The 22,144-nt window shown below is 61.9% G+C and carries 21 protein-coding genes; 5 read left to right on the top strand and 16 right to left on the bottom strand.

Annotation, left to right across the window (positions count from 1 at the left end; all coding sequences use genetic code 11):
• Positions 1-80 precede the first annotated feature (80 nt).
• From Q1A53_RS16110 to Q1A53_RS16090, 5 genes are all read right to left on the bottom strand, one after another.
• Complete coding sequence (locus Q1A53_RS16110; RefSeq protein WP_299968663.1) at positions 81-1,208, bottom strand: ABC transporter permease; 1,128 nt, start codon at positions 1,206-1,208, stop codon at positions 81-83.
• The gene (locus Q1A53_RS16105) at positions 1,205-1,966 is read right to left on the bottom strand and encodes an ATP-binding cassette domain-containing protein (RefSeq protein WP_299968662.1); all 762 of its coding nucleotides are present in this window, start codon (positions 1,964-1,966) and stop codon (positions 1,205-1,207) included. The genes Q1A53_RS16110 and Q1A53_RS16105 overlap by 4 nt, the downstream gene beginning before the upstream one ends.
• Positions 1,967-2,035: 69 nt before the next feature.
• Positions 2,036-3,085, bottom strand: a complete 1,050-nt coding sequence (locus Q1A53_RS16100) for a substrate-binding domain-containing protein (protein ID WP_299968661.1) — start codon at positions 3,083-3,085, stop codon at positions 2,036-2,038.
• Positions 3,086-3,114: 29 nt separating this feature from the next.
• The gene (locus tag Q1A53_RS16095; RefSeq protein WP_299968660.1) at positions 3,115-4,137 is read right to left on the bottom strand and encodes an ABC transporter permease; all 1,023 of its coding nucleotides are present in this window, start codon (positions 4,135-4,137) and stop codon (positions 3,115-3,117) included.
• Entirely contained in the window at positions 4,124-5,650 is a 1,527-nt protein-coding gene (locus Q1A53_RS16090; protein ID WP_299968659.1) for a sugar ABC transporter ATP-binding protein, read from the bottom strand. Before Q1A53_RS16090 ends, Q1A53_RS16095 begins: the two co-directional genes overlap by 14 nt.
• Before the next feature lie 122 nt (positions 5,651-5,772).
• On the opposite strand from Q1A53_RS16090, the gene Q1A53_RS16085 reads away from it, so the two are divergent.
• Positions 5,773-6,810 carry a LacI family DNA-binding transcriptional regulator gene (locus Q1A53_RS16085; protein WP_299968658.1) on the top strand — a complete coding sequence of 346 codons (1,038 nt, stop codon included), beginning with the start codon at positions 5,773-5,775 and terminating at the stop codon, positions 6,808-6,810.
• A 2-nt stretch (positions 6,811-6,812) separates the two neighbouring features.
• On the opposite strand, the gene Q1A53_RS16080 is transcribed toward Q1A53_RS16085, so the two are convergent.
• The 5 genes from Q1A53_RS16080 to Q1A53_RS16060 are packed head-to-tail and all read right to left on the bottom strand — an operon-like array spanning position 6,813 to position 10,304.
• Positions 6,813-7,820 (bottom strand): LacI family DNA-binding transcriptional regulator, encoded by a 1,008-nt coding sequence (locus tag Q1A53_RS16080; protein ID WP_299968657.1) that lies wholly within the window; start codon positions 7,818-7,820, stop codon positions 6,813-6,815.
• 6 nt (positions 7,821-7,826) lie between these two features.
• On the bottom strand, positions 7,827-8,159 hold the full coding sequence (locus Q1A53_RS16075; RefSeq protein ID WP_299968656.1) for a hypothetical protein: 333 nt from the start codon (positions 8,157-8,159) through the stop codon (positions 7,827-7,829).
• A complete protein-coding gene (locus Q1A53_RS16070; RefSeq protein ID WP_299968655.1) occupies positions 8,156-9,043 on the bottom strand; it encodes an NAD(P)-dependent oxidoreductase in 888 nt (295 codons plus the stop codon). The genes Q1A53_RS16075 and Q1A53_RS16070 overlap by 4 nt, the downstream gene beginning before the upstream one ends.
• Positions 9,040-9,540 carry a gluconokinase gene (locus tag Q1A53_RS16065; protein WP_299968654.1) on the bottom strand — a complete coding sequence of 167 codons (501 nt, stop codon included), beginning with the start codon at positions 9,538-9,540 and terminating at the stop codon, positions 9,040-9,042. The genes Q1A53_RS16070 and Q1A53_RS16065 overlap by 4 nt, the downstream gene beginning before the upstream one ends.
• Positions 9,540-10,304: an SDR family oxidoreductase gene (locus tag Q1A53_RS16060; RefSeq protein ID WP_299968653.1), complete on the bottom strand. Its 765-nt coding sequence runs from the start codon at positions 10,302-10,304 to the stop codon at positions 9,540-9,542. The genes Q1A53_RS16065 and Q1A53_RS16060 overlap by 1 nt, the downstream gene beginning before the upstream one ends.
• Before the next feature lie 103 nt (positions 10,305-10,407).
• On the opposite strand from Q1A53_RS16060, the gene Q1A53_RS16055 reads away from it, so the two are divergent.
• The 4 genes from Q1A53_RS16055 (at position 10,408) to Q1A53_RS16040 (ending at position 14,217) form a co-directional block, all read left to right on the top strand.
• Positions 10,408-11,028, top strand: coding sequence for a hypothetical protein (locus Q1A53_RS16055; RefSeq protein WP_299968652.1), 621 nt, complete (start codon positions 10,408-10,410; stop codon positions 11,026-11,028).
• 8 nt (positions 11,029-11,036) lie between these two features.
• Entirely contained in the window at positions 11,037-12,068 is a 1,032-nt protein-coding gene (locus tag Q1A53_RS16050) for an L-idonate 5-dehydrogenase (RefSeq protein ID WP_299968651.1), read from the top strand.
• Between the two features lie 57 nt (positions 12,069-12,125).
• Positions 12,126-13,430: a nucleotide sugar dehydrogenase gene (locus Q1A53_RS16045; RefSeq protein ID WP_299968650.1), complete on the top strand. Its 1,305-nt coding sequence runs from the start codon at positions 12,126-12,128 to the stop codon at positions 13,428-13,430.
• A 145-nt stretch (positions 13,431-13,575) separates the two neighbouring features.
• Complete coding sequence (locus Q1A53_RS16040) at positions 13,576-14,217, top strand: sugar transferase (RefSeq protein WP_299968649.1); 642 nt, start codon at positions 13,576-13,578, stop codon at positions 14,215-14,217.
• Here Q1A53_RS16040 and Q1A53_RS16035 read toward each other — a convergent pair.
• The 6 genes from Q1A53_RS16035 to Q1A53_RS16010 form a co-directional block, all read right to left on the bottom strand.
• Positions 14,214-15,710 (bottom strand): lipid II flippase MurJ, encoded by a 1,497-nt coding sequence (locus Q1A53_RS16035; RefSeq protein WP_299968648.1) that lies wholly within the window; start codon positions 15,708-15,710, stop codon positions 14,214-14,216. The genes Q1A53_RS16040 and Q1A53_RS16035 overlap by 4 nt on opposite strands.
• 25 nt (positions 15,711-15,735) lie before the next feature.
• Positions 15,736-16,554: a hypothetical protein gene (locus tag Q1A53_RS16030; protein ID WP_299968647.1), complete on the bottom strand. Its 819-nt coding sequence runs from the start codon at positions 16,552-16,554 to the stop codon at positions 15,736-15,738.
• Positions 16,555-16,794: 240 nt separating this feature from the next.
• The gene (gene asnB / locus Q1A53_RS16025; protein ID WP_299968646.1) at positions 16,795-18,552 is read right to left on the bottom strand and encodes an asparagine synthase (glutamine-hydrolyzing); all 1,758 of its coding nucleotides are present in this window, start codon (positions 18,550-18,552) and stop codon (positions 16,795-16,797) included.
• Between the two features lie 189 nt (positions 18,553-18,741).
• On the bottom strand, positions 18,742-19,224 hold the full coding sequence (locus Q1A53_RS16020; protein ID WP_299968645.1) for a hypothetical protein: 483 nt from the start codon (positions 19,222-19,224) through the stop codon (positions 18,742-18,744).
• Entirely contained in the window at positions 19,221-20,729 is a 1,509-nt protein-coding gene (locus tag Q1A53_RS16015; protein ID WP_299968644.1) for an aminotransferase class I/II-fold pyridoxal phosphate-dependent enzyme, read from the bottom strand. Before Q1A53_RS16015 ends, Q1A53_RS16020 begins: the two co-directional genes overlap by 4 nt.
• A gap of 8 nt (positions 20,730-20,737) precedes the next feature.
• Positions 20,738-22,021, bottom strand: coding sequence for an O-antigen ligase family protein (locus Q1A53_RS16010; RefSeq protein ID WP_299968643.1), 1,284 nt, complete (start codon positions 22,019-22,021; stop codon positions 20,738-20,740).
• Positions 22,022-22,144: the final 123 nt, after the last annotated feature.

Here is a 22,144-nt window from a genome sequence, read left to right as displayed (position 1 = left end):
AGTTTCCTCCAAGTTGAAATTCGATATGCCCCGGCGCGGTCTCCTCTGTCTGCCGCTCCGAGACATCCGTCGTTGTGCCCTTACCCGCTTGCTGCAGGGGTCCCGGCAAAGACGCCACCGATTGCCAGCAAGGCAATCAGGACGCCGATCAGCAGCGCGGAAAAGCGCAGCAGTTTCTGACCTTCGGCTGTCTTGAGATCGGCGAACCAGCCAGCACCACCATCCCGGTCCTTTTTCTGGATCCAGGCATAAAGCGCCACCGAGCTGATGATCACAAAGCCAGAGGCCACGGGCTGCCAGAAGAACTCGATCCGCAGCGTCACCAGCGCGTTCAGCATCATGGCGAGCAGCAGCACGCCGGAGAACGACCCGATGATGGATGCCCGTCCGCCAAAGAGCGACGTGCCGCCAACGACCACCGCCGCGATGACGTGCAGGTTGAAGAAGGGCGCCATGGTCGCCTGGATAGCGTTTTGCTTGCCCGTCAGCATCAGACCCGCCAGTGCCGCACAGGCGCCGCAGAGCACATAGGCATAGACCTTGTGTCGCTTGACGCCGATGCCCGTCAGCTCCGCCGATTCAGGGCTGGAACCAATGGCAACGGTGTAGCGGCCAAAATGGGTGCGCTTCAGAATGTAGTAGCCTGCCACCATGGTCAGCATCCCGATCACCGCCGGCGTAGGGATGAAGAAGGGTGTTTGCCCGCGTCCGATTTCGGTGAGAACGTCGGGGAAGCGCGCCAGCACCAGCCCCTTTGCGAGCAAAAGCGCAAGCCCCTTGTAGACAAGATCCATCGCCAGCGTCCCGATCAGATCGGGCACGTTGAAGCGCGTGATCACCAGACCGTTGATCAGGCCGAGAAGGGCCCCGATGGTCAGCGCAATAGGAATGCCGACATAGATCGAAAACCCAAACTGCTTGACCAGAAACGCCATGATGATCGCTGACAGGACGGCTACGGATCCGACCGACAGGTCAATGCCACGCTGGGTGATGACAAAGGTCATCGCCATGGCCATGGGCATGTAAAGAGCGGCGTCCTGCAGGATCAGCTCCAGATTGCTGATCCGGTAGAACCGCTCGGGTGAGGCCACCGCCATGAACAGGAAAATCGCGGCAATCATCGCCATCGGAGCGATCACCGCCATATAGGGCTCAAGCCGTTCGGTCAGCGGCGGTTTATAGTTTGCGTCAACTGCGGTGTTCATGCGGCGTCCTCCTTGGCACCTACGATCATGCCCAGCACTTCCTGGGTCGAGCTTTCGGCGGTCAGGGCCACGCCCACACATTGGCCGCGGCGCTGTACATGAACACGGTCCGCAACTTCGAACACGTCATCCAGCGAGTGGCTGATCAGGATCACGGCCAGCCCTTGTGCCTTGAGGGACTTGATCAGCTTCAGGGTCCGCGCTGTTTCCTGCGGGCCAAGGGCCGCGGTGGGCTCGTCCATGACCAGCACCCGCAGCCCCTCGTGATAGACGGCGCGCGCGATGGCCACGGCCTGGCGCTGCCCTCCCGACAGGCTGTCGGTTGGCGCATCCAGTGACTTCAGGCGCACGCCCAGCCGCTCCATCAACACCCGTTCGGTTTCCGACCGCATCTTTTTGTTGTCTAGGACCGTGATGCCGAAAACCTTCTTGGTCAGCTCATTGCCGAGGAACATGTTGGCCGCGGGATCAAGGTGATCGGCCAGGGCCAGCGTCTGATAGACCGCGTCAATGCCCTTTTCCGCGGCGTCTGCGTGGTTCGAAAACTCGACCTTGTCCCCGTCGACGAAGATCTCGCCCTCGGTGGGCTGATAGACGCCGGTCAGCACCTTGATCAGCGTCGATTTCCCGGCACCGTTGTCGCCGACAATGGCCAGCACTTCGCCAGCGTAGGCTGTCAGATCGACGTTCTGCAGGGCGGTCACACCGCCAAATCGCTTGGTAATCCCGCGCATCTGCACGAGTGGCGTATCAGCCATGGATGTATCCTCCGGTAGATGGATAGGACGGACCCCGCCGTGTCAGCGAGGCCCGCGGCGCAGGCGGCGCTACTTGCCCCAGATCTCCGCGTAGCTCTCGCGGTAGGGGATGTCGGGATCGAAGGCATTGCTGTCGCCCAGCTTTGCCAGACCTTGCTGAGTGACCAGTGCAGGCGAGGTGACGTAACCCGAGCAGGTCTCGCCCTGAACGGCGCGGTTGAGCTCATCCACCAGCTGCCAGCCCTGCAGGTTCAGCGGCTCGGCCACGGTGATCGCCTGATAGCCGTTGGAGCGGATCCGCTGGAATGCAGCCTCCGACCCGTCGCCTGCAGATCCGGCCTGTGGCCCTTGATCCGGCGCAAAACCGGCAGCGGCCAGCGATGGCCCCATGAAGTCGAAGTAAAGGTCATTGATCGCCAGCGCGTGGGTCCAGCTGTCGCCGTATTTCTGCAGCAGGCTGGTGGTCAGCGGTCCCATCCGGGTCGAGGTATCGGCAATCGGCGTGTCCACGTACTCCAGCACAGTGCCGCCCGCGGCCTCCACCGTCTCTTTCAGGCGGTCGGCCTTGTCGATGGCGATCTGGTAGGTGCTGTCGGTAAAGATCACGACGCCGACGTCCTTGCCACCATCCTCGATGGCCCATTCCGCGGCGACTTCGGACACGCTCATCGCGTCGGTGGAGACATTGGCAAAGATACCGCCCGGCGCATCGCAGCCGATCACGGGGCCCGAGTGCCAGGCCACCATCGGGATTTCGGCGGCAACCACCCCTTCGAGCGCTGCCTGCTGTTCGACGGCGTCAAAACCGTTGATGATGATCCCGTCGGGCTGCAGCGCCAGCGCCTGACCAATCGCACCGGTCCGACCCTGGATAGAGCCTGCACCGTCCAGAACGCGCACGTCCCAGCCGATCTTGGCCGCCGCCTCTTCGACGCCTTCGGTCACACCAAGGATGCCGCCGTTTTTCAGATCACCGGCCACGACGACAATGGATTTGCCCTCAGCAGCCGCAGGACCCGTTGTGGGGCCATCCCAGTCGCCCGCAGCCATTGCAGGGACCATGAGACCCGTCAGGAATGTGGTGGTCAGTGCTGTCTTGATAAACGTTCGTTTTTGCATTTTCTTCCTCCCAATGCGTGATTTTAAGGTCAGCGTTTTTGCGCGCCTTTGCGGCGTTGTGCGTAGCCCGCGATGCCGATGGCAACGAGCAGCGTGACGCCGTTGAAAAGTGGCTCGACCCAAAAGGATCCGCCGAATTGCTGAATGCCGGAGATGCCCACGGCGAGGATCACCACACCCGCGATGGTGCCCCAGACGTTGACCCGCCCCGGCTTGATGGTGGTGGAACCGAGGAAGGCGCCGACGAGTGCGGGCAGCAGGAACTCCAGCCCGACCGAGGCCTGACCGATTCGTAGCTTGGACGCCAGCAGGACCCCGGCGAGCGCTGTCATGGTGCTGGAAGCGACGAAGGCGCCGATCACGTATTTCCGCGTCGGGATACCGTTCAACTGTGCGGCCTTCTGGTTGGCGCCGATGGCATAAAGGTACCGGCCCACGGGCGTGTACTCGAGCACGACCCACATCACGACGGTGATCACCAGCAGATAGTAGGCGGTGATGGGCAGGCCAAAGACAAAGGTGGTGTTGAGCGCGTAGAACCCATCGGGCAGCAGGCCGACCATCTGACGCCCGCCGGTGTGCCACAGCGCCAGCGCATAGAGCACCGTACCCGTGCCCAGCGTGGCGATAAAGCTGTCGATCTTGGCGACTTCGACCAGCAAACCGTTTAGGAACCCGGCCGTCGCACCCAGCACCAGAACAATGGCCACGGCCATGGGCCAGGGCAGCCCCAGCATCGTCTGCAGGCTGATGGCCAGAATGTGCCACAGCACGATGCCGTAGCCCACGGTCAGGTCGATCCGCCCCGCCGCCATGGGGATCATCGCCCCCAGCGACAGCAGCGCGATGATCGCCTTGTCCGAGATAATCGCCCGCAGGTTCAGCATCGTGGGGAAGGTGTTCGGCAGCAGCACGGAAAAGAGCCCGATCAAAAAGACCATGAGGATCACCAGGCCGTAGACCGGCAGGAACCGGGCCATCCGCTTGGCTACACTGAGGCCCTTCAGATCCGCCCGGGTGGGTTCCAACGCGCTGGATTCAAGCGATTGCATCGACCGCATCCTTTGTTGTTTTGATATTTCCGGCTGAGGCCGACTGAATAAGGTTTTCCGTGGTCAGACGCGTACCGCTGAGCTCTTCGACGATGGCACCCTGACTGAAGACGATCGCGCGGTGACAGACCGTCGCGATCTCCTCGAAATCCGTGGAGACCAGCAGAATGCCGACCCCATCCGCCAGCGCACGGTTGAGCAGCGCGTAGATCTCGGATTTGGCGCCCACATCCACCCCGGCGGTAGGGTCCTCGCACATCAGCAGCTTGCGGTTGGTCGCCAGCCAGCGGCCAATGACAACCTTTTGCTGGTTGCCGCCCGACAGCGCTTCGATGGCGAGCGAGGGATCGTTTGGCGACAGTCCCAACTCGTGCCCGATCTCCGCTGCCTGATCCGCTTCGGTGCGCGGTGACAGCAGGCTGAGCAGCTTGCGGCCAATGCCACCCGGATTGAGGAATGTGTTTTCGCGGATGGTCAGGCTCATGGCGACGGATTCTTCCGTCCGGTCCTTGGCGACCAGCCCGACACCCGCCTTCATCGCCTTTTGCGGGGTCGAGACGTCGGGCGTCTGCCCGTCCAGCGTCACGTCGCCGGAAAAGGGCTCCAACCCGAAAAGCGCGCGCGAAATGGCCTCGTGTCCCGCACCGCGCAGGCCGACAAAGCCCACGATCTCATTGTGCCGGAGGTCGAGATCCACAGGATCCACCCCGGTCACCGCAAAGTTTCGCAGCTTGAGCACCGGCGCGCCCGGTGCATCCTTGCTCTTGACCGTCTCGCGGGTCTTGCGACCGACGATCTTTTGCACCAATTCCTCCGGGGTTGTGTGCTCGATACTGCGGACGCCAACCATTGCGCCATCGCGCAGGACCGCCACACGGTCCGCGATCTGGAAAATCTCATCCAGCCGGTGGCTGACGTAGATCATGCCAACGCCCTGTTCGCGCAGCGGGCGCAACGCCGTAAAGAGACGCTCGACTTCGTCCGCGGGCAGAGAGGCAGTGGGCTCATCCAGCACCAGAAACTCGCTGTCCACCGCCAGCGCGCGGGCAATCGCGACAAGCGATTTCTCCGTCCGCGTCAACGCCTCGACCCGGGTGGTAGGATCGAAATCACAATCGACCTTTTTCAGGGCTTCGACGGCAAAGTGTTCCACATCGTCCCAGCGGATCAGACCGTTCTTGCGCGCAAAACCGAGCGCCAGAGAGATGTTCTCGGCCACGGTCATCCACTCGATCAACCCCAGGTCCTGGTGGATGAAAGCGATCTTCTGCCGCTCGCCGAAACCGGCGGGCTTATGCTGGTAGGGGGCGCCGTCAATCAGCACCTGACCAGCGTCCGGCGTGTGGATGCCGCCCAAGACTTTGATGAGGGTAGATTTGCCCGCGCCGTTCTCGCCCAGCAGGGCAACGATCTCTCCACGACCGACCGATAGGGAGACATCGCGCAGCGCGTAGGTACCGCCAAAATGCTTGTCGATGCGGTCGAACAAAAGCCCTTGTTGCAGGTTTTGCATCTGATGCCCCTCCCGGTCCGGACCTCAACCTCCCCGTTGAGATACCCGTAACGTTCCGTTAACATCTATGACGCAGACCCTTGGTGTCAACCATAAAGTTACCCGTAACATGAAGCCGTGAAATGAGCAAAAAAAGACGCAAAAGCAACAAGGTAAGCCTGGATGAGGTCGCGCAGGCGGCGGGCGTGTCGAAAATGACTGCCAGCCGTGTTTTACGCGAAAGCGGGGGATACTCGGAAAAGACGCGGGTCAAGGTGATGCAGCAGGTGGACCAGTTGGGCTACCTGCCGAATCGGCTCGCCACGGTTTTCGCCGGCGACCAGCGGTCGACCTTCATCGGGGTCTCAATCCCGGACCTCGGGAACGAGGTTTTTTCGCAGGTGCTGGAGGGGATCGACCGCAAGCTGGGGACCTTCGGATACCAGTCTGTCCTCGGTCTGACGCGGCACACACCACAGGAAGAAGAGAGCTGGATCAGGACCGTTTTATCCTGGCAACCGGCAGGGCTGATCCTGACGGGTCGCTACCATTCGCCACGCGCGTCGGACATGCTGCGCAACGCGGGTATCCCGATCGTGGAGATCTGGGATCTGAACTCCAGCCCGCTGGATATGAGCGTCGGCATCAACCATTTCGACAGCGGGTTCGACATGGGGCGCTACCTGATCGGATGCGGTTACCGCAAGATCGGCTATGTCGGGACGCACCACGACGCAGCCAGTGCGGCGACGGCCCGGCTGGACGGGTTCTGCAAGGCGGTGGAGGGCGGTGGGGGCGCTGTCATCCGGCAGCTCAGGCTGAATGACACCGCCGCCTACTACCCCGGATACTATGGCACCGAACAGCTGCTCGCCTCTGCCGCGGAGATTGAGTGCATCTTTTATCAGAATGACGCGATGGCTTTTGGTGGCTTGCAGTATTGCGCGACACGGGGGCTCGATGTGCCAGGCGACATCGGTATCGCGGGCTGGGGCGATCTGCCTGTGGCATCGGTGCTGAGCAAGCGGCTGACCTCCGTGCATGTGTCGCATCACAAGTTGGGACAGGTCGCGGCAGAGATGATGCTGGCACGCCTGTCAGACGAGCCTGCGCAATCGGTGAAAGACATCGGCTTTCGGCTGATCCCGGGGCGGACCGTCAGCAATACGCCGCGGTCCTGATCCTAGCTGGTCTCCCCCGGCACCAGCTCCGAGCCCACGTCGATGAGACGCGGCTCCAACTCCTCGGGCTGTTCGAGAATATCGCGCAAGACCGCGACAACCTGTTCGCCGATCTTGTGCGCGTTCACGTTCACCGTGGTGATACGTGGATTGGCCACCTCGGACACCTCAAAACAGCCAAACCCGGTGATAGCCAGATCCTCAGGCACGCGGATCCCCAACCGCTGGCAGGCGCTAAGACACCCGAAAGCCACCGGATCCGACACGCAGACCAGCGCATCGTACTGCGCCACATCGGCGCCAAGTTGCGCGACGACACCGGCGCCGTGCCGCATGGAGACCGGCGCAGGGCCAGCGTCGAGCAGGGCAACCTCCGGCAGGCCGAGCGTGCGTGCGGTCTCCAGCACCCCCTGACGCCGCGCGGCCCCGCGCATGTCCGCACCATCCGAGGCGCCGACAAAGGCCAGCTTGCGCCGCCCGGTCTCCGCCAGATGCCGCACCACGGCGGTCATTGCATGGGCATTGGAAAACCCCACTGCATGACCCAGCGGTGCCGCGGGCAGATCCCACATCTCGATCACCGGCAACCCGCGTGCGGCGACCAGTTGCCGGGTGTTATCCGTGTGATACCCGCCGGTCAGCACCAGCGCTTCGGGATTGCGGGAAAAAAGCTGGCGGACGTGCTCTTCTTCCTTGCCCACCTGGTAGTTGGTACTGCCCAGCAGCAACTGATTGCCCGTGCCCGCCAGCCCGTCCGACAGCGCGCGAAATGTCTGGGCGAAGTTGGCGTTGTTGATGGATGGCAGGGTGATCGCCACAAAGCCGCTCTTTTGCGTGCGAAAGGCCTGCGCGGTGGTGTCGTAGACATAGCCAAGCTGACTGGCGACTTGCCGGATCCTGGTCCGGGTCGCTTCGCTGACAGTCTTGTCGTCACGCAGCGCGCGCGACACGGTCATCGGCGACATGCCGACCTCCCGTGCCAGATCCCGCATTGTGACGCGCGTATTCATATCAGGTCAGGCCGCGTATTCGTGGCGTTCGGTTACGTGATGGTGGATCCGACCGTCAAAGAACTCCGCAACGATCTCGCCCGTGACCTCCTTTGACTGGAACCGAGCGGGGCTGTCGAGGGCCGCGGTCATCACGTCCTTGTCCGGGTAGCTGATCGCGAGGATCAGGGGAAATTCCGGGGCGCCTTCGTCGCGGTCATCGCTGAACATGACACGCACATCGGTATTGCCGGGGAACTGCGTCCAGAGCGGGACCAGACGCGCCTGTACGGCGGCACGGAATGCGTCGGTCTGGCCGGGTTTAACGGTCCCTTCAAAAAGAGCAAATCGGGTAATCATGTGTCGAACTCCTGTTTCGCGCCGTTGAAAAATTCCATGACGGCGGCCTGATCTTCACCCCCCAGACCGGCCGCGGTCAGCATCCGATGGATCTCTGCGCAAAGCGCTGTCATGGGCATGGAGGTGCCAGTCTGCCGCGCCAGATCGTTCACCGCATTCAGATCCTTGACCATATTGTCGATCCGACCGGTGCGGCGGTAGTCCTTGGTGGCAAAACGCGGCAGATACTCCTGCAAGAGCGCGCTGTCTGCCCGTCCGCCGCGCAGCGCTTGCGGTATCTTCTGTGCATCGACGCCTGCGTCGAGCGCCAGTTGCGTGGCCTCTGCCACCGCCAGAAAACCCAGACCACATAGCACCTGATTGATCAGCTTGGTGGTCTGCCCGGCGCCCGACGGCCCCATATGCGTGTAGTTGCTGGCCACGTGTCGCAGCGCCTGATGCGCCTTTTCCACGTTCTCGGCGGTGCCGCCAGCCATCAAGGTCAGCTCTCCGACCAGCGCCTTGGGCGCGCCGCCCGACAGCGGGCTGTCAACCCAGGCCAGGCCCCGCTCTGCTGCCATCTCGGCAAATTTGCGTGTCTCATCGGGCTCGATGGACGACATGTCGATGATCACGGTCCCCGGTTTTGCGCCATCGGCGATACCATTCTCGCCAAAGGCCGCACGCCCGACAATGCCGGAGGCATTGAGGCTGGTGATCACGAAATCCGCTTGGCTGGCGGCTTCCGCCGCCGACGTCGCGGCCGTGGCCCCTTTGGCCACCAGCTCCGCCATTTTCTCTGCATCGAGGTCAAAGACGGCGAGGCTGTTGCCGGTCTCCAGCAGCCGCGTGCCGATGGCGCCGCCCATCGCCCCCGCGCCGATCAGTGCAATCCGTTCACTCATGTCATCGTTCCCTTCACATAGGCCTCTGATTCGCGGATCACCGCGTCGAGCGGTCTGGAGATGTCGATGGCCGCGCCCAATTCGTCCCGCTGCAGCGGTTCAAGTGCTGCAAATTGGCTGTCGAGCAGGGAGGTCGGCATGAAATGATCCCGCCGCTCCTGCACCCGCTCTGCCAAGACGTCGCGCGCGGCATCCAGATGCAGGAAATGCAGCGGTTCGCTCACCTCCTGCCGGATCCAATCGCGGTATCTGCGCTTCAGCGCGGAACACCCTATGATCGCGGGCCCATGGTGCTGTGCCAGCGCCTGACCCACGGCAGCGAGCCAGGGCGCGCGATCCGCATCGTCCAGCGGTTCACCGCTGGACATCTTCGCGATATTGGCGGGCGGATGCAGATCGTCACCGTCGATAAAGTCAATCTGGCAGCGGGCAGAGAGTGCCTCCCCCACCGAGGACTTGCCACATCCGGAAACACCCATGAGCACGTAGCAGGGCATCACAGCGACGCCGTAATGCCACCGTCAACAAAGAGCGTGTGGCCGTTCACAAAGCTCGACGCGGGCGCCGAGAGGAAGACGCAGGCGCCGACCAGCTCTTCGACATTGCCCCAGCGGCCAGCGGGTGTGCGTTTTTCCAGCCAGGCGGAGAACTCGGCATCCGCGACCAAAGCGGCGTTCAGCGGCGTGTCAAAGTATCCCGGTGCGATGGCATTGCATTGCAGCCCGTGCTTGGCCCAATCGGTTGCCATGCCCTTGGTGAGATTGCCGACAGCACCCTTGGTCGCCGTGTAAGGCGCAATGCCGGGCCGTGCCAGGGCGGTCTGAACGGAAGCGATATTGATGATCTTGCCTGCGCCGCGCCCGATCATGTGCCGCGCGACGGCCTGGCCCACGTGAAAGACACTGGCGATATTGGTCTGCAACAACCGCTCAAAAGCGTCGGCGGGGAAATTCTCAAGCTCGGTGCGATGCTGCATGCCTGCATTGTTCACCAGGATGTCGATGGCGCCCTTGTCGCTCTCGAACCCGTCGACGGCGGCGCGCACCGCGTCGTGATCTGTCGCGTCAAAGGCCAGCGTGTGCACGGTTGCCCCTTCGGCACTCAGCGTCTGTGCAGCCTCTTGCAGCTTGGTCTCGTTGCGACCGTTCAGGACGATCACGGCACCTGCCTCGGCCAGCCCCCGGGCCAGTGCAAACCCGATGCCCTGCGATGATCCCGTGATCATAGCCGTGCGCCCTCTCAACGAAAAAAGATCGGCCATGTCGCCCCTCCCAGAACAGCAGCCTTCCGCGTGAGTGCGGCGACTGCGCAGATACCGTTACGGATAACATGTTACGGATAACAAAGCTTGTCAACATCGCTGTTTGGCCCTTGTCAGCGCCACGCGTGACCGCTACCGTCCGAGGGATGTTACGGATAACAATTGCCGATGCGAACAGAAACCGCACAGCGGGACCGAAGGGAGGACCGCATGTCAAAACCTGCCGTCCTGCGGACTGGAACCTATCCGGACCGGGATCAAGGATCGCTCGGACGGGGTTTTCGCGTCATGGAAATCTTTCGATGCCGCAGACGGCACCGCCTACCCGCTGGAACAGTACGTCTTTGGCGTCAAGGTCAGGATCCTTGGCCGGATCGGATTTGAGGTGGGAAGGCGTTTGACCGGCTTCGGGATGGACATCGTATACCACGACAGGGCGCCAGAGGATGATGCTCCCTGCCGGCTGTTTGAAGCAGATGCCATCGAACCGGCCCGGGGCGCGGATTGTCTCTTCGCCACCCTCGCAGCTTGCGCGCAACCGCGGCATATCGGGGGCCGAGGGGCCAAGGCATCAACATCGCGCTTCGTCGATCTCGAAAACGTTCTTTTGCAGCCGCACCACGCATCAGATACGGTTCAGATACGAAAGGCGATGGGCCAACTCTTGCGAGACAACCCGTCCGCTCATTTTGCAGGCAACGACCTGCTGTCCCCTGTTTGCTGAGGTTCAGGATGAAAACCATCGTCGCACATGCCGCCAAGGATCTGAGGATCGAAGACCGGGACATGCCCGAACCGGGGGCCGGTCAGGTTCTGGTGAAAATCGCCGCTGGCGGGATCTGCGGGTCTGACCTGCACTACTACAATCACGGCGGGATCGGAACGATCCAGCTGAAAGAGCCGATGATCCTTGGTCATGAGGTCGCGGGACATATCACGGCCCTCGGCGCTGGTGTCAGTGGGCTGTCGGTAGGGGATCTGGTGGCGCTCTCGCCGTCGCGGCCCTGTGGTACCTGCCGGTTCTGCATGGAAGGGATGCAGAACCATTGCCTTGACATGCGGTTTTACGGCTCTGCCATGCCGTTCCCGCATATTCAGGGAGCCTTTCGGGAATACATCACCGCGGACGCCGCCCAATGTGCCCCGGCAGGCGATCTGACACCGGCGGAAGCGGCTACCGCAGAGCCGCTTTCCGTCGTGCTCCATGCCGCGCGCCTCGCGGGAGATCTGATGGGCAAGCGCGTGCTGGTAACCGGTTGCGGGCCTATCGGTCTGCTGGCCGTGCTGGCGGCCCGTCAGGCTGGCGCCATCGAGGTCGTGGCGACCGACATCGCTGATTTCACCCTTCAGAAAGCGCAGGAGGTTGGCGCAGATCGCGGCATCAACGTGATGACGGATGCCGCCGCGCTGGACACCTACAAAGCGGACAAGGGGTATTTCGATGTGCTCTTTGAATGCAGCGGTGTCGCCTCGGCGCTGGCCGCAGCTGTGCCCATCCTGCGCCCCCGGGGCACCATCGTGCAGCTGGGTCTGGGCGGTGACATGACCCTGCCCGTTCAGGCCATGACAGCCAAGGAGCTGCAGATGCGCGGGTCTTTCCGCTTTCACGCGGAGTTCTTCACGGCGGTGGAGATGATGCGGTCGGGGCGGCTTGACGTGCGGCCGCTGATCACTCATTCACTGCCGTTCGGTCAGTGCGTCGATGCGTTTGAACTGGCAGCCGACCGGAGCAGGGCGCTGAAAGTCCAGTTGAGCTTTGCCTGATGTGATCTGTGCGCAGTCCTTTACAACAGAAAGCTGCACCCCTATCGGCTGATCCGCATGACCCAGACCCTTCTCAGCAAACTCGACCGGCGCGAGGCGGTGATCGGCATCGTCGGCATGGGCTATGTCGGTCAGCCATTGGCGCTGCGGTATGTGAATGTGGGCTTTCGCGTGCTCGGTTTCGACATCAACGCCGACCGGGTCGCAGAGCTGAACGCGGGCCATTCCTCCATCGAGCACATCGCGGATGCGGATATGGCCGCGGCCATCGCGCGTGGCCTGACCTGCACCACCGACATCTCGCGGATCACGCAAGCAGATGCGATCATCATGTGTGTGCCGACGCCGCTCAATAAATATCGCGAGCCGGATCTGAGCTATGTGACGCAGACCTGTGACGCAATTGCGCCCTACCTTCGGGCGGGACAGGTTGTTTCCTTGGAGAGCACGACCTATCCCGGCACGACAGAAGAGGAGATCCTGCCGCGCGTGACCGCCGGAGGCTTGGTGGCAGGACAGGATATCTACATTGTTTACTCGCCGGAGCGGGAGGATCCCGGAAACGCGGATTTCAACACGGCCAGCATCCCCAAGATCGTCGGTGGCCATACGTCGGCCTGTCTGGAGGTCGGCACGGCGCTTTACACGGCGGCCATCGACCGGGTCGTGCCGGTCAGCTCCACCAAGGCGGCGGAGATGACGAAACTGCTGGAGAACATCCAGAGGGCCGTGAACATCGGCCTTGTGAATGAGATGAAGATCGTCGCCGACCGGATGGGCATCGACATCTTCGAGGTTGTCGATGCCGCGGCGACGAAACCTTTCGGGTTTTCCGCCTATTACCCGGGACCGGGGCTGGGCGGCCACTGCATCCCCATTGATCCGTTTTATCTGACCTGGAAGGCGCGGGAATACGGGTTGCACACGCGGTTCATCGAACTGGCGGGCGAGATCAATCAGCGCATGCCTGACTACGTGCTGGGCAAGCTTATCCGCGCGCTGAATGACCGGAGCAAGCCGCTGGCGGGCGTGGATATCCTCTTTCTCGGCATCAGCTACAAAAAGAACGTGGACGACGTGCGCGAAAGCCCCGCGGTGCAATTGATGGAGCTGGTCCGCGAGCACGGAGGCCGCGTCTCCTACAGCGATCCGCATGTGCCGCGGTTCCCGCAGATGCGGGCACATAGCTTCGATCTGGTCAGCGAGGAGATTTCGGCGGCGCGGCTTGCCGCCGCCGACGCGGTGGTACTCACGACAGACCACGACGCCTTTGACTACGGTTTGATCCTTGAGCATGCAGTGCTGATCATCGACAGCCGGGGCAAATACCGGGACGCGGCGCCGAACGTCGTGCGGGCATAGGCTGTTTTCACACAGGCTCGGGCGCGCTTTTTAGGTACACCTGACCACGGTCCGCGTATCAGGGACTTGTGAATCAATCTCCATTCGCGCAAGGGACGACACCAGAGGTGCGCAGCGCGCACCGGAAGCGATACGGAACGATGCTGTGACCGACGACAAAATCGACGCACCCACCTTTGGTGATCTGCTGATGCGCCTTGCCGATCTGTTGATCTGCATGCTTTTTCTGCCGGTTACCCTGCTGGTGTTGTGCGTGGTGACAATCGCCATCAAACTGGATGATGCTGGCCCGGTGTTCTTTCGTCAGACGCGGGTCGGACGCGGCACAGAACCTTTTCCGATGCTCAAGTTCCGGACAATGTACGCCGATCCCGCACGCGTGTCGGGTGATGCAACCAGCACCGATGATCTGGCGGCCGAGCGTGCGCGGTTTCAGACTGCCAGCGCCAACGACCCGCGCATCACCAGGGTTGGCCGGTTTCTCCGCAAGACCCATCTGGATGAGCTGCCGCAAATCCTCAACGTCCTCAAAGGCGATATGTCCATGGTCGGCGTGCGTCCGGATGTACCCGTGCAGCGGGCCGATTATACGGCGGAGGAATGGCACCTGCGTCATGTCCTGCGGCCCGGGATCACCGGTTTGGCGCAAATCGACCCGCGCGCCAACGGCATACCCGGCGTGCGCACAGAGCGGGATCTCGAATGGGTCCGCCGCCGCAGTTTTGCGCTTTATCTCAGTATCCTCGTCGGAACCTTCCGCAAGGTGCTGAACCGAAGCGGCGTCTAGGACATCCGTCTTGTGTCGCGCAGCTGCGCGAGCCGGATCAGAAGCGGGGCGTGAAGTACCAAGAGACACAGTCCCAGCAGCACGATCGGGACCACTTCCCACAGCGAAACCTCGTCACGGGTCAGCCACGGGTTCAACGTCACCACGGCAACCGCAAAGGGTACCGTCACACAGACGGTCGGTGCCAGCTGAACCAGGGTTCGACCCAGCCCAAGCGCGCCTCGGACAGCAAGGATCGCAAAGCAGCAGGCCGAGATATGGTAGCTGACAAACCCAAGCTCGGCCGCGGAGGTGACCCCCAAGCCAAACCCAAAGCTTAGCACCACATAGGCCGCGAGGGAGACCGCAAGACCCCCGAGCGTGGCCGCCAGAACCAGACGCGTCCGGCCGCTGGCATTGAGTGCTGTCGCCATCACCTGAAACACCGCAAAGAACGGGATGGCGACAGCCAGTTTTTGCAGAACGACGGCAATCTGATCAGCACCGCTTGTACCCATTTCGCCAAAACCAAAGAGCACGGTGACGATGGGCTGTGCAAAAAGCCCGGCGATCAGCGCTGCGATCAACCCGACAGCGAAGGCCACGCGCATCGCCAGATCCGTCCTGTCCCGAAACACCGGATCATCCGGGCCGGGCAGGGCAGAGAGAAGGGGCAGGAACACGACCACGATCGGTGCGATGAGGATACCGGCGGGCAGTTCAAACACCCGGAGCGCGTAATTGAAGGCGGCCAGATCACCCGGCCCGCCCGACGCATAAAGCGAGCGGAAGAGCACCGGAATCCCAACGATCAGCGCGTAGGCAAAGACACCCTGAGCAAAGAGCGCGCGGAACCCGGCAGCAAAGACGTGGTCCTCCGATGGAGGGCGCAAGACCTCCGTCATGCGGCTGAACTGCACTGCGAGCCGCAACGCGCAAGCTGCGAGGATCACGCCCCCGAAAACGGCGAAATTCACAGCGCCTGCGCTGAGCCCCACGAGAAAGTAGCCCGCAAGCGCGACGTTGAAGGCCAGGACACTCAGCGCAGGCACCGTGTATTTGCCCACTGCGCTGAGATACGCCGTCGCCACACCGATCACCGCGGCGATGGGCAGAGCCATGAGCGACACGGCAAAGCCCATGCGGAAATGAACCAGCGACCCGGGATCCAGAGCCGGCGCCAACACCGCCAGAACCAGCGGCGCCGCCAAAAAGAGAGCACCCGCGATCAACAGACCTCCGGCAGCAGTCCAGCCCATGACCCGGCGCATAAGCACGATACGGGCAACCGGTTCGACCTTGGTCAGCGCAGGAACCAGTGCTGCACTGAACCCACCGGCCAACAGCAGTCCCACGAGCAGGTCTGGAAGCGTCAGCATCAGAATGGCAGCGTCGGTCTCCGCACTCAGACCCAGACGCGCGCCCAGCACCTGTTCGCGGATCAGGCCAGACACCCTGCTCAGCAGCAAAGCGACGCTGACGAAGGTCGAGGCGGCAAGTAGGGAGCGGGACATGTGCCTCCTTTCGGCGCGAAGTAAGTCAGGCGGTGGCCACAGCCCTTTGAAAGGCAAGACGGTTGGCATCAATCTGCGCCCCGTCAGCCACCTGAAAATCAGCGTAGATCTGGCGCAGACGTCCGATCTCCGCCGCAAAATCCATTTCGCCGGTAAGAGCTTCCAGCGTTGCGGCGCGTCGGTGAAAGGTACGCGACAAGATGGCCGCAGTGGAGCCCAGACGCACGTGCTCGCCCAACACCAGTTCGGGCGGGACATGTCCTTCGCCCGCACGGGCGACGCCACCGATGCCGAAAGCAACACCCCCCTCGCGCATCGCTGTTGCTGCCTCCTCCAGCAGCCCCTGCGCCAGTGGGGTGAAGATCATCGGGTCGCCCCTCTCCAGATGCAAATCGTTGAGGCCGATGTGCAGACGTTCCAGAGGCAGATCACCGATCAATCCAGGCAGAGCGTCAACTGCACCAACGGTCTCGAACAAGGGCACCGCTGCCGCCCGCCCCTTTAGCAGATCGAAGAACCGCGCCAGCGTCTCACGGTCGTGAAACATCGGCAGCATGATGCTGTCGGCGCCCCGCGCCAATACGTCGTCGATCTCCGTAGCAGAACCACCGTGCAGGGGATTGATCCGCACCAGCAGATGCGCTTCGGGGGCGCTCTGCCGGATGCGGGTGACCACTTCGCTGGTCTGAACGGATTGCACTGTATCGAGGTGACCCTGACGTTCGGCTTTGCCCATGACCTCCAGATCAACAAACAGCCGGTCCACACCGCGCCGCGCGACAAAGCCCGCGATGGCGGGGTCATCCACGATCATCAACAGGTCAAGGGGCTCTCCTCCTGTCATGCCAAAGCCCCGACCAACCGCAGGACAGATACCTGGCCCGTCAGCACCGCCTTGTCTGGAGGACCGATTGGATCAGACATTCTGCTCAGCCCATTTCAGGTCAGAGCCAGCGCTGGCGAGCGCCGCCCCCTGCACGGCACCTTCGCCCGGTTGAACCCTCACCCTATACGCCAGCGTCTGACGGGGAAAAGACGCCACAGCGTCAGGATATGATGAGGGTGCCGTCATGATCTTCCTCGCTCAGGCCGCAGCTGCGGTGTTCTGCATCCAGGCCGCGGCCATCAACATCGTGCGCAGCTCTCTGGTGTGGTTCGCCGCACCTGCCTTATGCGCGCTCAGCATCGCTTGGACGGCTGGCACATTATACCGCGCGGGGTCGAGTGTGTTCAGCGTATCACGGGCCCAGTCTTCGAGCGGACCCTTGATCCATTCCCCGATGGGCATGGTGGGCATCGACTTGCGCCGGAACATCAAGTCGCGGCTGAAGTACCGCAAACCAAATTCCTTGAGAAAGTGCTTGCCCACACCGTCGCGCAGCTTGCTGTCCGCTGGCAGCTTTACCAGCGCTTCGGTGATGCGATGGTCGAAGTAGACGGGCCTGCTCTCGATTGAGTGCGCGGAGGACATGCGATCAGACTTGATGAGATTATTGCCCGGATTAAGCGCCGTGCATTCCCACGCAACAATCTGCTGTAAGGCAGAGAGATCTTTCCAAGGTTCCAGCTTTTCCCTCAACACCTCTGACGGATTCGGAAGGACGCTGCGAAACTCTGGCGTCAGGACACGGGCCGCCGACGCGTCAGGCATAAAGCAGATACTGTCGAAGTAGTCCTCAATGGGCAGCCCTGCCTCGGGATCCTCTGCCGCAAAGTGATAGTTATGCACATAGCCGCACAGCGCCTCATCCGGTCCGTCGCCATTAAAGACCACCGTCGCATTCGCCTGTCTCGCCGCTTCGGACAGCTTTCTGATCAGGAAGAAGGAGAAATCCCCGTGTGGCTGATCCGCATGGTGCAGCACCTTGGCGACATCCTCGGGCACGATGCGATGATCGTACTGCACCGGATGCAGGTCGATCATATCGAATTGCCCGGCGGCCTGTTCGGCCAGATGATACTCTCCGTAGCCTTCCTCACGACAGTCCAACCCGAAGGCCAGCATGCGCGGGCTGTTCCAGTGCTTGTGTAGATGTGCGGCAATGACGGAGCTGTCCACACCCCCCGAAAGGAAGAGACACCCCTCCACATCGAACCGCATCTGCCGCTCCATGGCATCGTCCAGAAGCGCCGCAAAGGCGTCGTGGCCCAAGGGTTCCGCAGGTTCCGCCATCGGCCAGGACCAGTAGCGGTTCTGGGTGTAGGTGCCATCCGGCAAGATCTCCAGATAGGTGCCGGGATCAAGATGGCTGATGCCCGTGTAGCAGGTGCGTGGGGGCGGGCAGTAGTTGAAATTGTGCATCAGATTGAGACCGATGTCATCAATACCGGGGTTGACGCCCGGCAACGACAGGATCGACTTAATCTCGGACCCGAAGGCAAGACCGCCCTCCGGTAACTCCATGATATAGCAAGGCTTTACCCCTTGCCGATCCCGCGCCAATATGCCCTTGTTCTGCCGGGTATCCCACAGGCAGAATGTAAACATGCCAATGAGATCATCCAGCATGGCCACGCCTTTCTCGCGCCACAGATGCACCAGAACCTCCGTGTCGCAGCGTGATTTGAAGCGGTAGCCCCGCGCGATCAGATCGTCGCGCAGTTCGACAAAGTTGTAGATTTCGCCGTTGAAAACAGCCCAGACCGTCTCGTCGGTGTTGGACATCGGCTGGCCGCCATCGCTGAGATCCACAACCGCCAGCCGCGCATATCCCAGAAGCGCAGGGCCGATCTGGGCCGCGCCCTGATCATCCGGCCCGCGGTAGGTGATGCAGTCGATCATGCGCGCCACATCGTCCGTCGTGTATCTTGGGGTGCCGATGACCCCTGCGATCCCGCACATGCACCTTATCCTTGTTCTTTGGGCATCCAGCGTAAACCGTTGCCATACTCATCGCCGTAGCATGGCAATGCCATAGTAAAGGCCTGACGTGACGACAAGATACCCAGACAGCAAGCGGCAATCATTCACGGGTCCGCATGGGCAAGGCATCGCCGGATCTGTGGTGGCGGGCAGCGGGGACTGTGAAAATCAAGACACCAACGCTCCCTGTGTCATCTTCTGGCCCAGCAGCGGCAGCAAGGCCGTGCGGGTGAGATGTGCGGGGTCGATGGAAGGGGGCAGGGTTCGCCAGAACGCGTCGATCTCTGGGTCGGACAGAGGGGTCGGCAGCAACGGCTGGCGGTGGCCGGTCAGCGCGTTGACACCGTCCTGCCCGGCGCGTTCCGCCAGGGTCCGCAGCAGAGCCTCGGGTGCCGCGCCCTTTGTCGAGAGCCCCTGATGCAGGGCACCGAAGCGTAATGCAGCAGCGCGTGCGTTGGTATCATCGGCAGCTGCATAGGTATGAACCGGCTCGCTGCGATACAGGCTCATCAGGCCCAGAACGGCGAGATCCCCCAGCGCACCGGTCAACGCGACTGCATTGTGACCGGAGATAACAGCACGCCGGGTGGCATCGTCCAGCAAGGAGACGAACCTCGACTGGGCCGCGCCGAACCCGATCACCGTTGTCATGCCGCCACCCGTTTTGTCAGCACATCGCGGATCGCGGTGATCACTCCGTCCTGTTCGCTCCGCGTCATGGCAGAACCGGACGGCAAACAAAGCGACCGCAAAAAGAGACTGACACTGATCGCCTCATCCATGCCGTGAGGTTCAAACGCCGCGTCGCGCAACAGGGGCTGCATCTGCATGGGCTTCCATGCCGGTCGGGTTTCGATCCCGCTGGCCTTGAGGGAGCGCATCAGCTGGTAGGCGTGCACGGGCACCAGATCCGGATCAAGTGTCAGCACCGTCAGCCACCGATTTCCCTGTGTGCCCGGCAACTCCGGTTGAAATCCGATGCCGGGGATGTCGCCCAAGCCCTCCACGTAGCGGTCGTGAACGGCACGCCGAGCCGCAACGCGGCTGTCCAGTACCTCCAGCTGGCCCCGACCGATCCCGGCAAGGACATTTGACATCCGGTAGTTATACGCGATTTCGGAATGCTGGTAATGATCCGCCGGATCCCTGCCCTGTGTGGCAAGCTTTTGTGCGCGTTTGATCAGATCCGCCCTGTCCGATACGAGCGCACCGCCCCCGGAGGTGGTGATGATCTTATTGCCATTGAACGAATAGACGCTCATCAACCCATGCGCACCCGAAGCGCGATTGCCATAGGTTGCGCCCAGGCTTTCGGCAGCATCTTCGATCACCGGCACGTCATACTTCTGAGCAAGCGCCATGATCGCAGCCATATCCGCGGACTGCCCATAGAGATGCACGACGATGATCGCCTTGGGCAAGGTGTCGCGTTCAGCATCGAGTGCCAGCCTGCGTCCGAGCGCCTGAGGCGACATGTTCCAGCTCTCCGGTTCTGAATCGATCAGTACCGGCGTTGCATGCTCATACAGAATGGGCTGCGCCGATGCCACAAATGTCAGGTCAGAGACATAGATCTGATCCCCGGGACCCACATCCAAAACCCTCAGCGCCAGATGCAGCCCTGCCGTCCCCGACGATACCGCGAGCGCGTGAGCCCGCCCGGAGACCTCGCACAGCGCTGCCTCAAACGCGGTGAGGTTGGATCCCGCAGGTGCCAGGAAGTTCTCGTCAAAGGCCAGCTGGACATAGTTTGCCTCCGCCTCACCCATATGTGGTGGCGACAGAAACAGCGTCTTGGTCAGGCTGGTACGATCGGCGAGCCCGGCAACCCGCCCCTCTTCATCAGTCAGCACGATCACGTCGATCTGGTTCGCGTTCAGCTGGTCGATCAGCTGGGTCGCAGCGGTGCCTTGCGCCATCGTCACGGGCGGACGCCCGGGGAGTTCACTCACCAACGTTTCAAGATCCCGACCGCTGAGCAGCGCGCGACGAACATCGCCATCCGTCATCGTCCGAAGCACGTGGCGATCCGCGGACACGACAACACAAAGCTTGACCGAACAGGTCTCCAGCGCCGCCACCGCCTGACGCAATGTCGCACTGGGGAGCAAAATGTGCCGTTCGAGCGACATGCAGAAATCCAACTGGCCTGACATTCACATAACTACAGATTTCGATCGCGCTGTGCAATCGGCCCGGCGGTCCCAGCCGCAGGGGCGGTCTCTCGAAGTGCCGCCTGGATGAGCAAGACCATGACCAGGCTGAGCGTCGTCGTATAGGTCGAGATAGAAACGAAAAAGACGTTGTTGACGGCAGCCACACCAAAGAACGCAGCACTTGCAAGCGCGCCGATCTGCCGACGGTTATGCGCCATTCTGCGCGGCAGACCAGCCGCGCGCGCGAAGCCCGTGACGGCCGGCATGGCGAGCACGATGCACAGCAGCAGCGCCCCGATCAGCCCCCCCCCCACGGCATGGGTCAGAAAGTCGTTATGCAAATGAGATGCACGGAGCGGAAACGAAGAATCGCGGGGAAAAACCGATGTAAAGCGATGCTGGGGACCGTGCCCAAGAACGGGCCGCTCCTCGAACTTGCGCCAGCCCTCGACCAGCATTTCGATCCGCAAACCGGTGGACCAGCCCTTGACGGGCGCGGGCTCCGACGAACTGGGCGCAGACGATTGCGACAGGCTTTGCGCGGCGACAACATAGCGAGTTGACACCGACGGATTGAAGGCGAGCGAGGCGACAACCAGCCCCATGGCCGCAATGATCACCGTGCAGGTCTTCACTCTTTCACGGATCGGTGCCGGTGACCAAACCTCAAAAGCCAGACGGATCACGACAAGGCCTGCGAAAACCAAAAAGACACCACGCGACTGGGCAAGCCCGCCAATAACGTATCCGCCCAGGCAAAAGCCGATCAGCCCGGCCCATCGCCAGCGTTCACAGGGTGCCAAATCGCGGATGGTCATCAGCATGCAGGGTACAAGCAGAAGGGGTGCGAGGTTGAGCGGATTGCCCAGCAGCAGCTCCGGCCTGAGTACGTTCAAAGCCCACTTCTCATAGCTTGCCAAACAGAATATCGCGATCAGCAGCCCCACGGTTCCCCGAAATACCCACCCCAGATCCAGCCGAAGCGGCGCCCGGGCGCACCACAGCACAAGCGCGGGCACAATGATCAATGGCAGATTTTCCGCAATCGGCTCCTCTGCCTCGGCGCCAGCCGCGAGCGCGCGCACGCCCATGTAAATCGTGTAGACAGCCGCGACAGCCAGGAAGACGGCGATTTCCGGAAGCGGTTTGCCGCCTTTGCTTCGCAGCAAAGGCGTTTGGAGCAGGAAAAGAAATGGCGAGAACTTACCCAGGACCGGCAGCAGGAGCCATTGCATGGAGATGGAGGAGGCGCCGCGTGGCAGACTGCGGAAAAAGGCGAAAAAGCGTATCAAAACAACAAACCAACTTTTCTCTTATAGCTAGAACGCAAAGCAAGACGGCGCAACCGTATTTGAACGGTGTTTGGCACGCCGCGAAGGCTTTGACAGGCTGGACAGGGCAAGATCGAAACCATA

Origin of the sequence: uncultured Roseobacter sp., from assembly GCF_947496515.1 — a bacterium.
GTDB lineage: Bacteria > Pseudomonadota > Alphaproteobacteria > Rhodobacterales > Rhodobacteraceae > Roseobacter.
The sequence above is the reverse complement of the archived record's forward strand: the minus strand, read 5'-3'. Positions and strand labels throughout refer to the sequence as shown.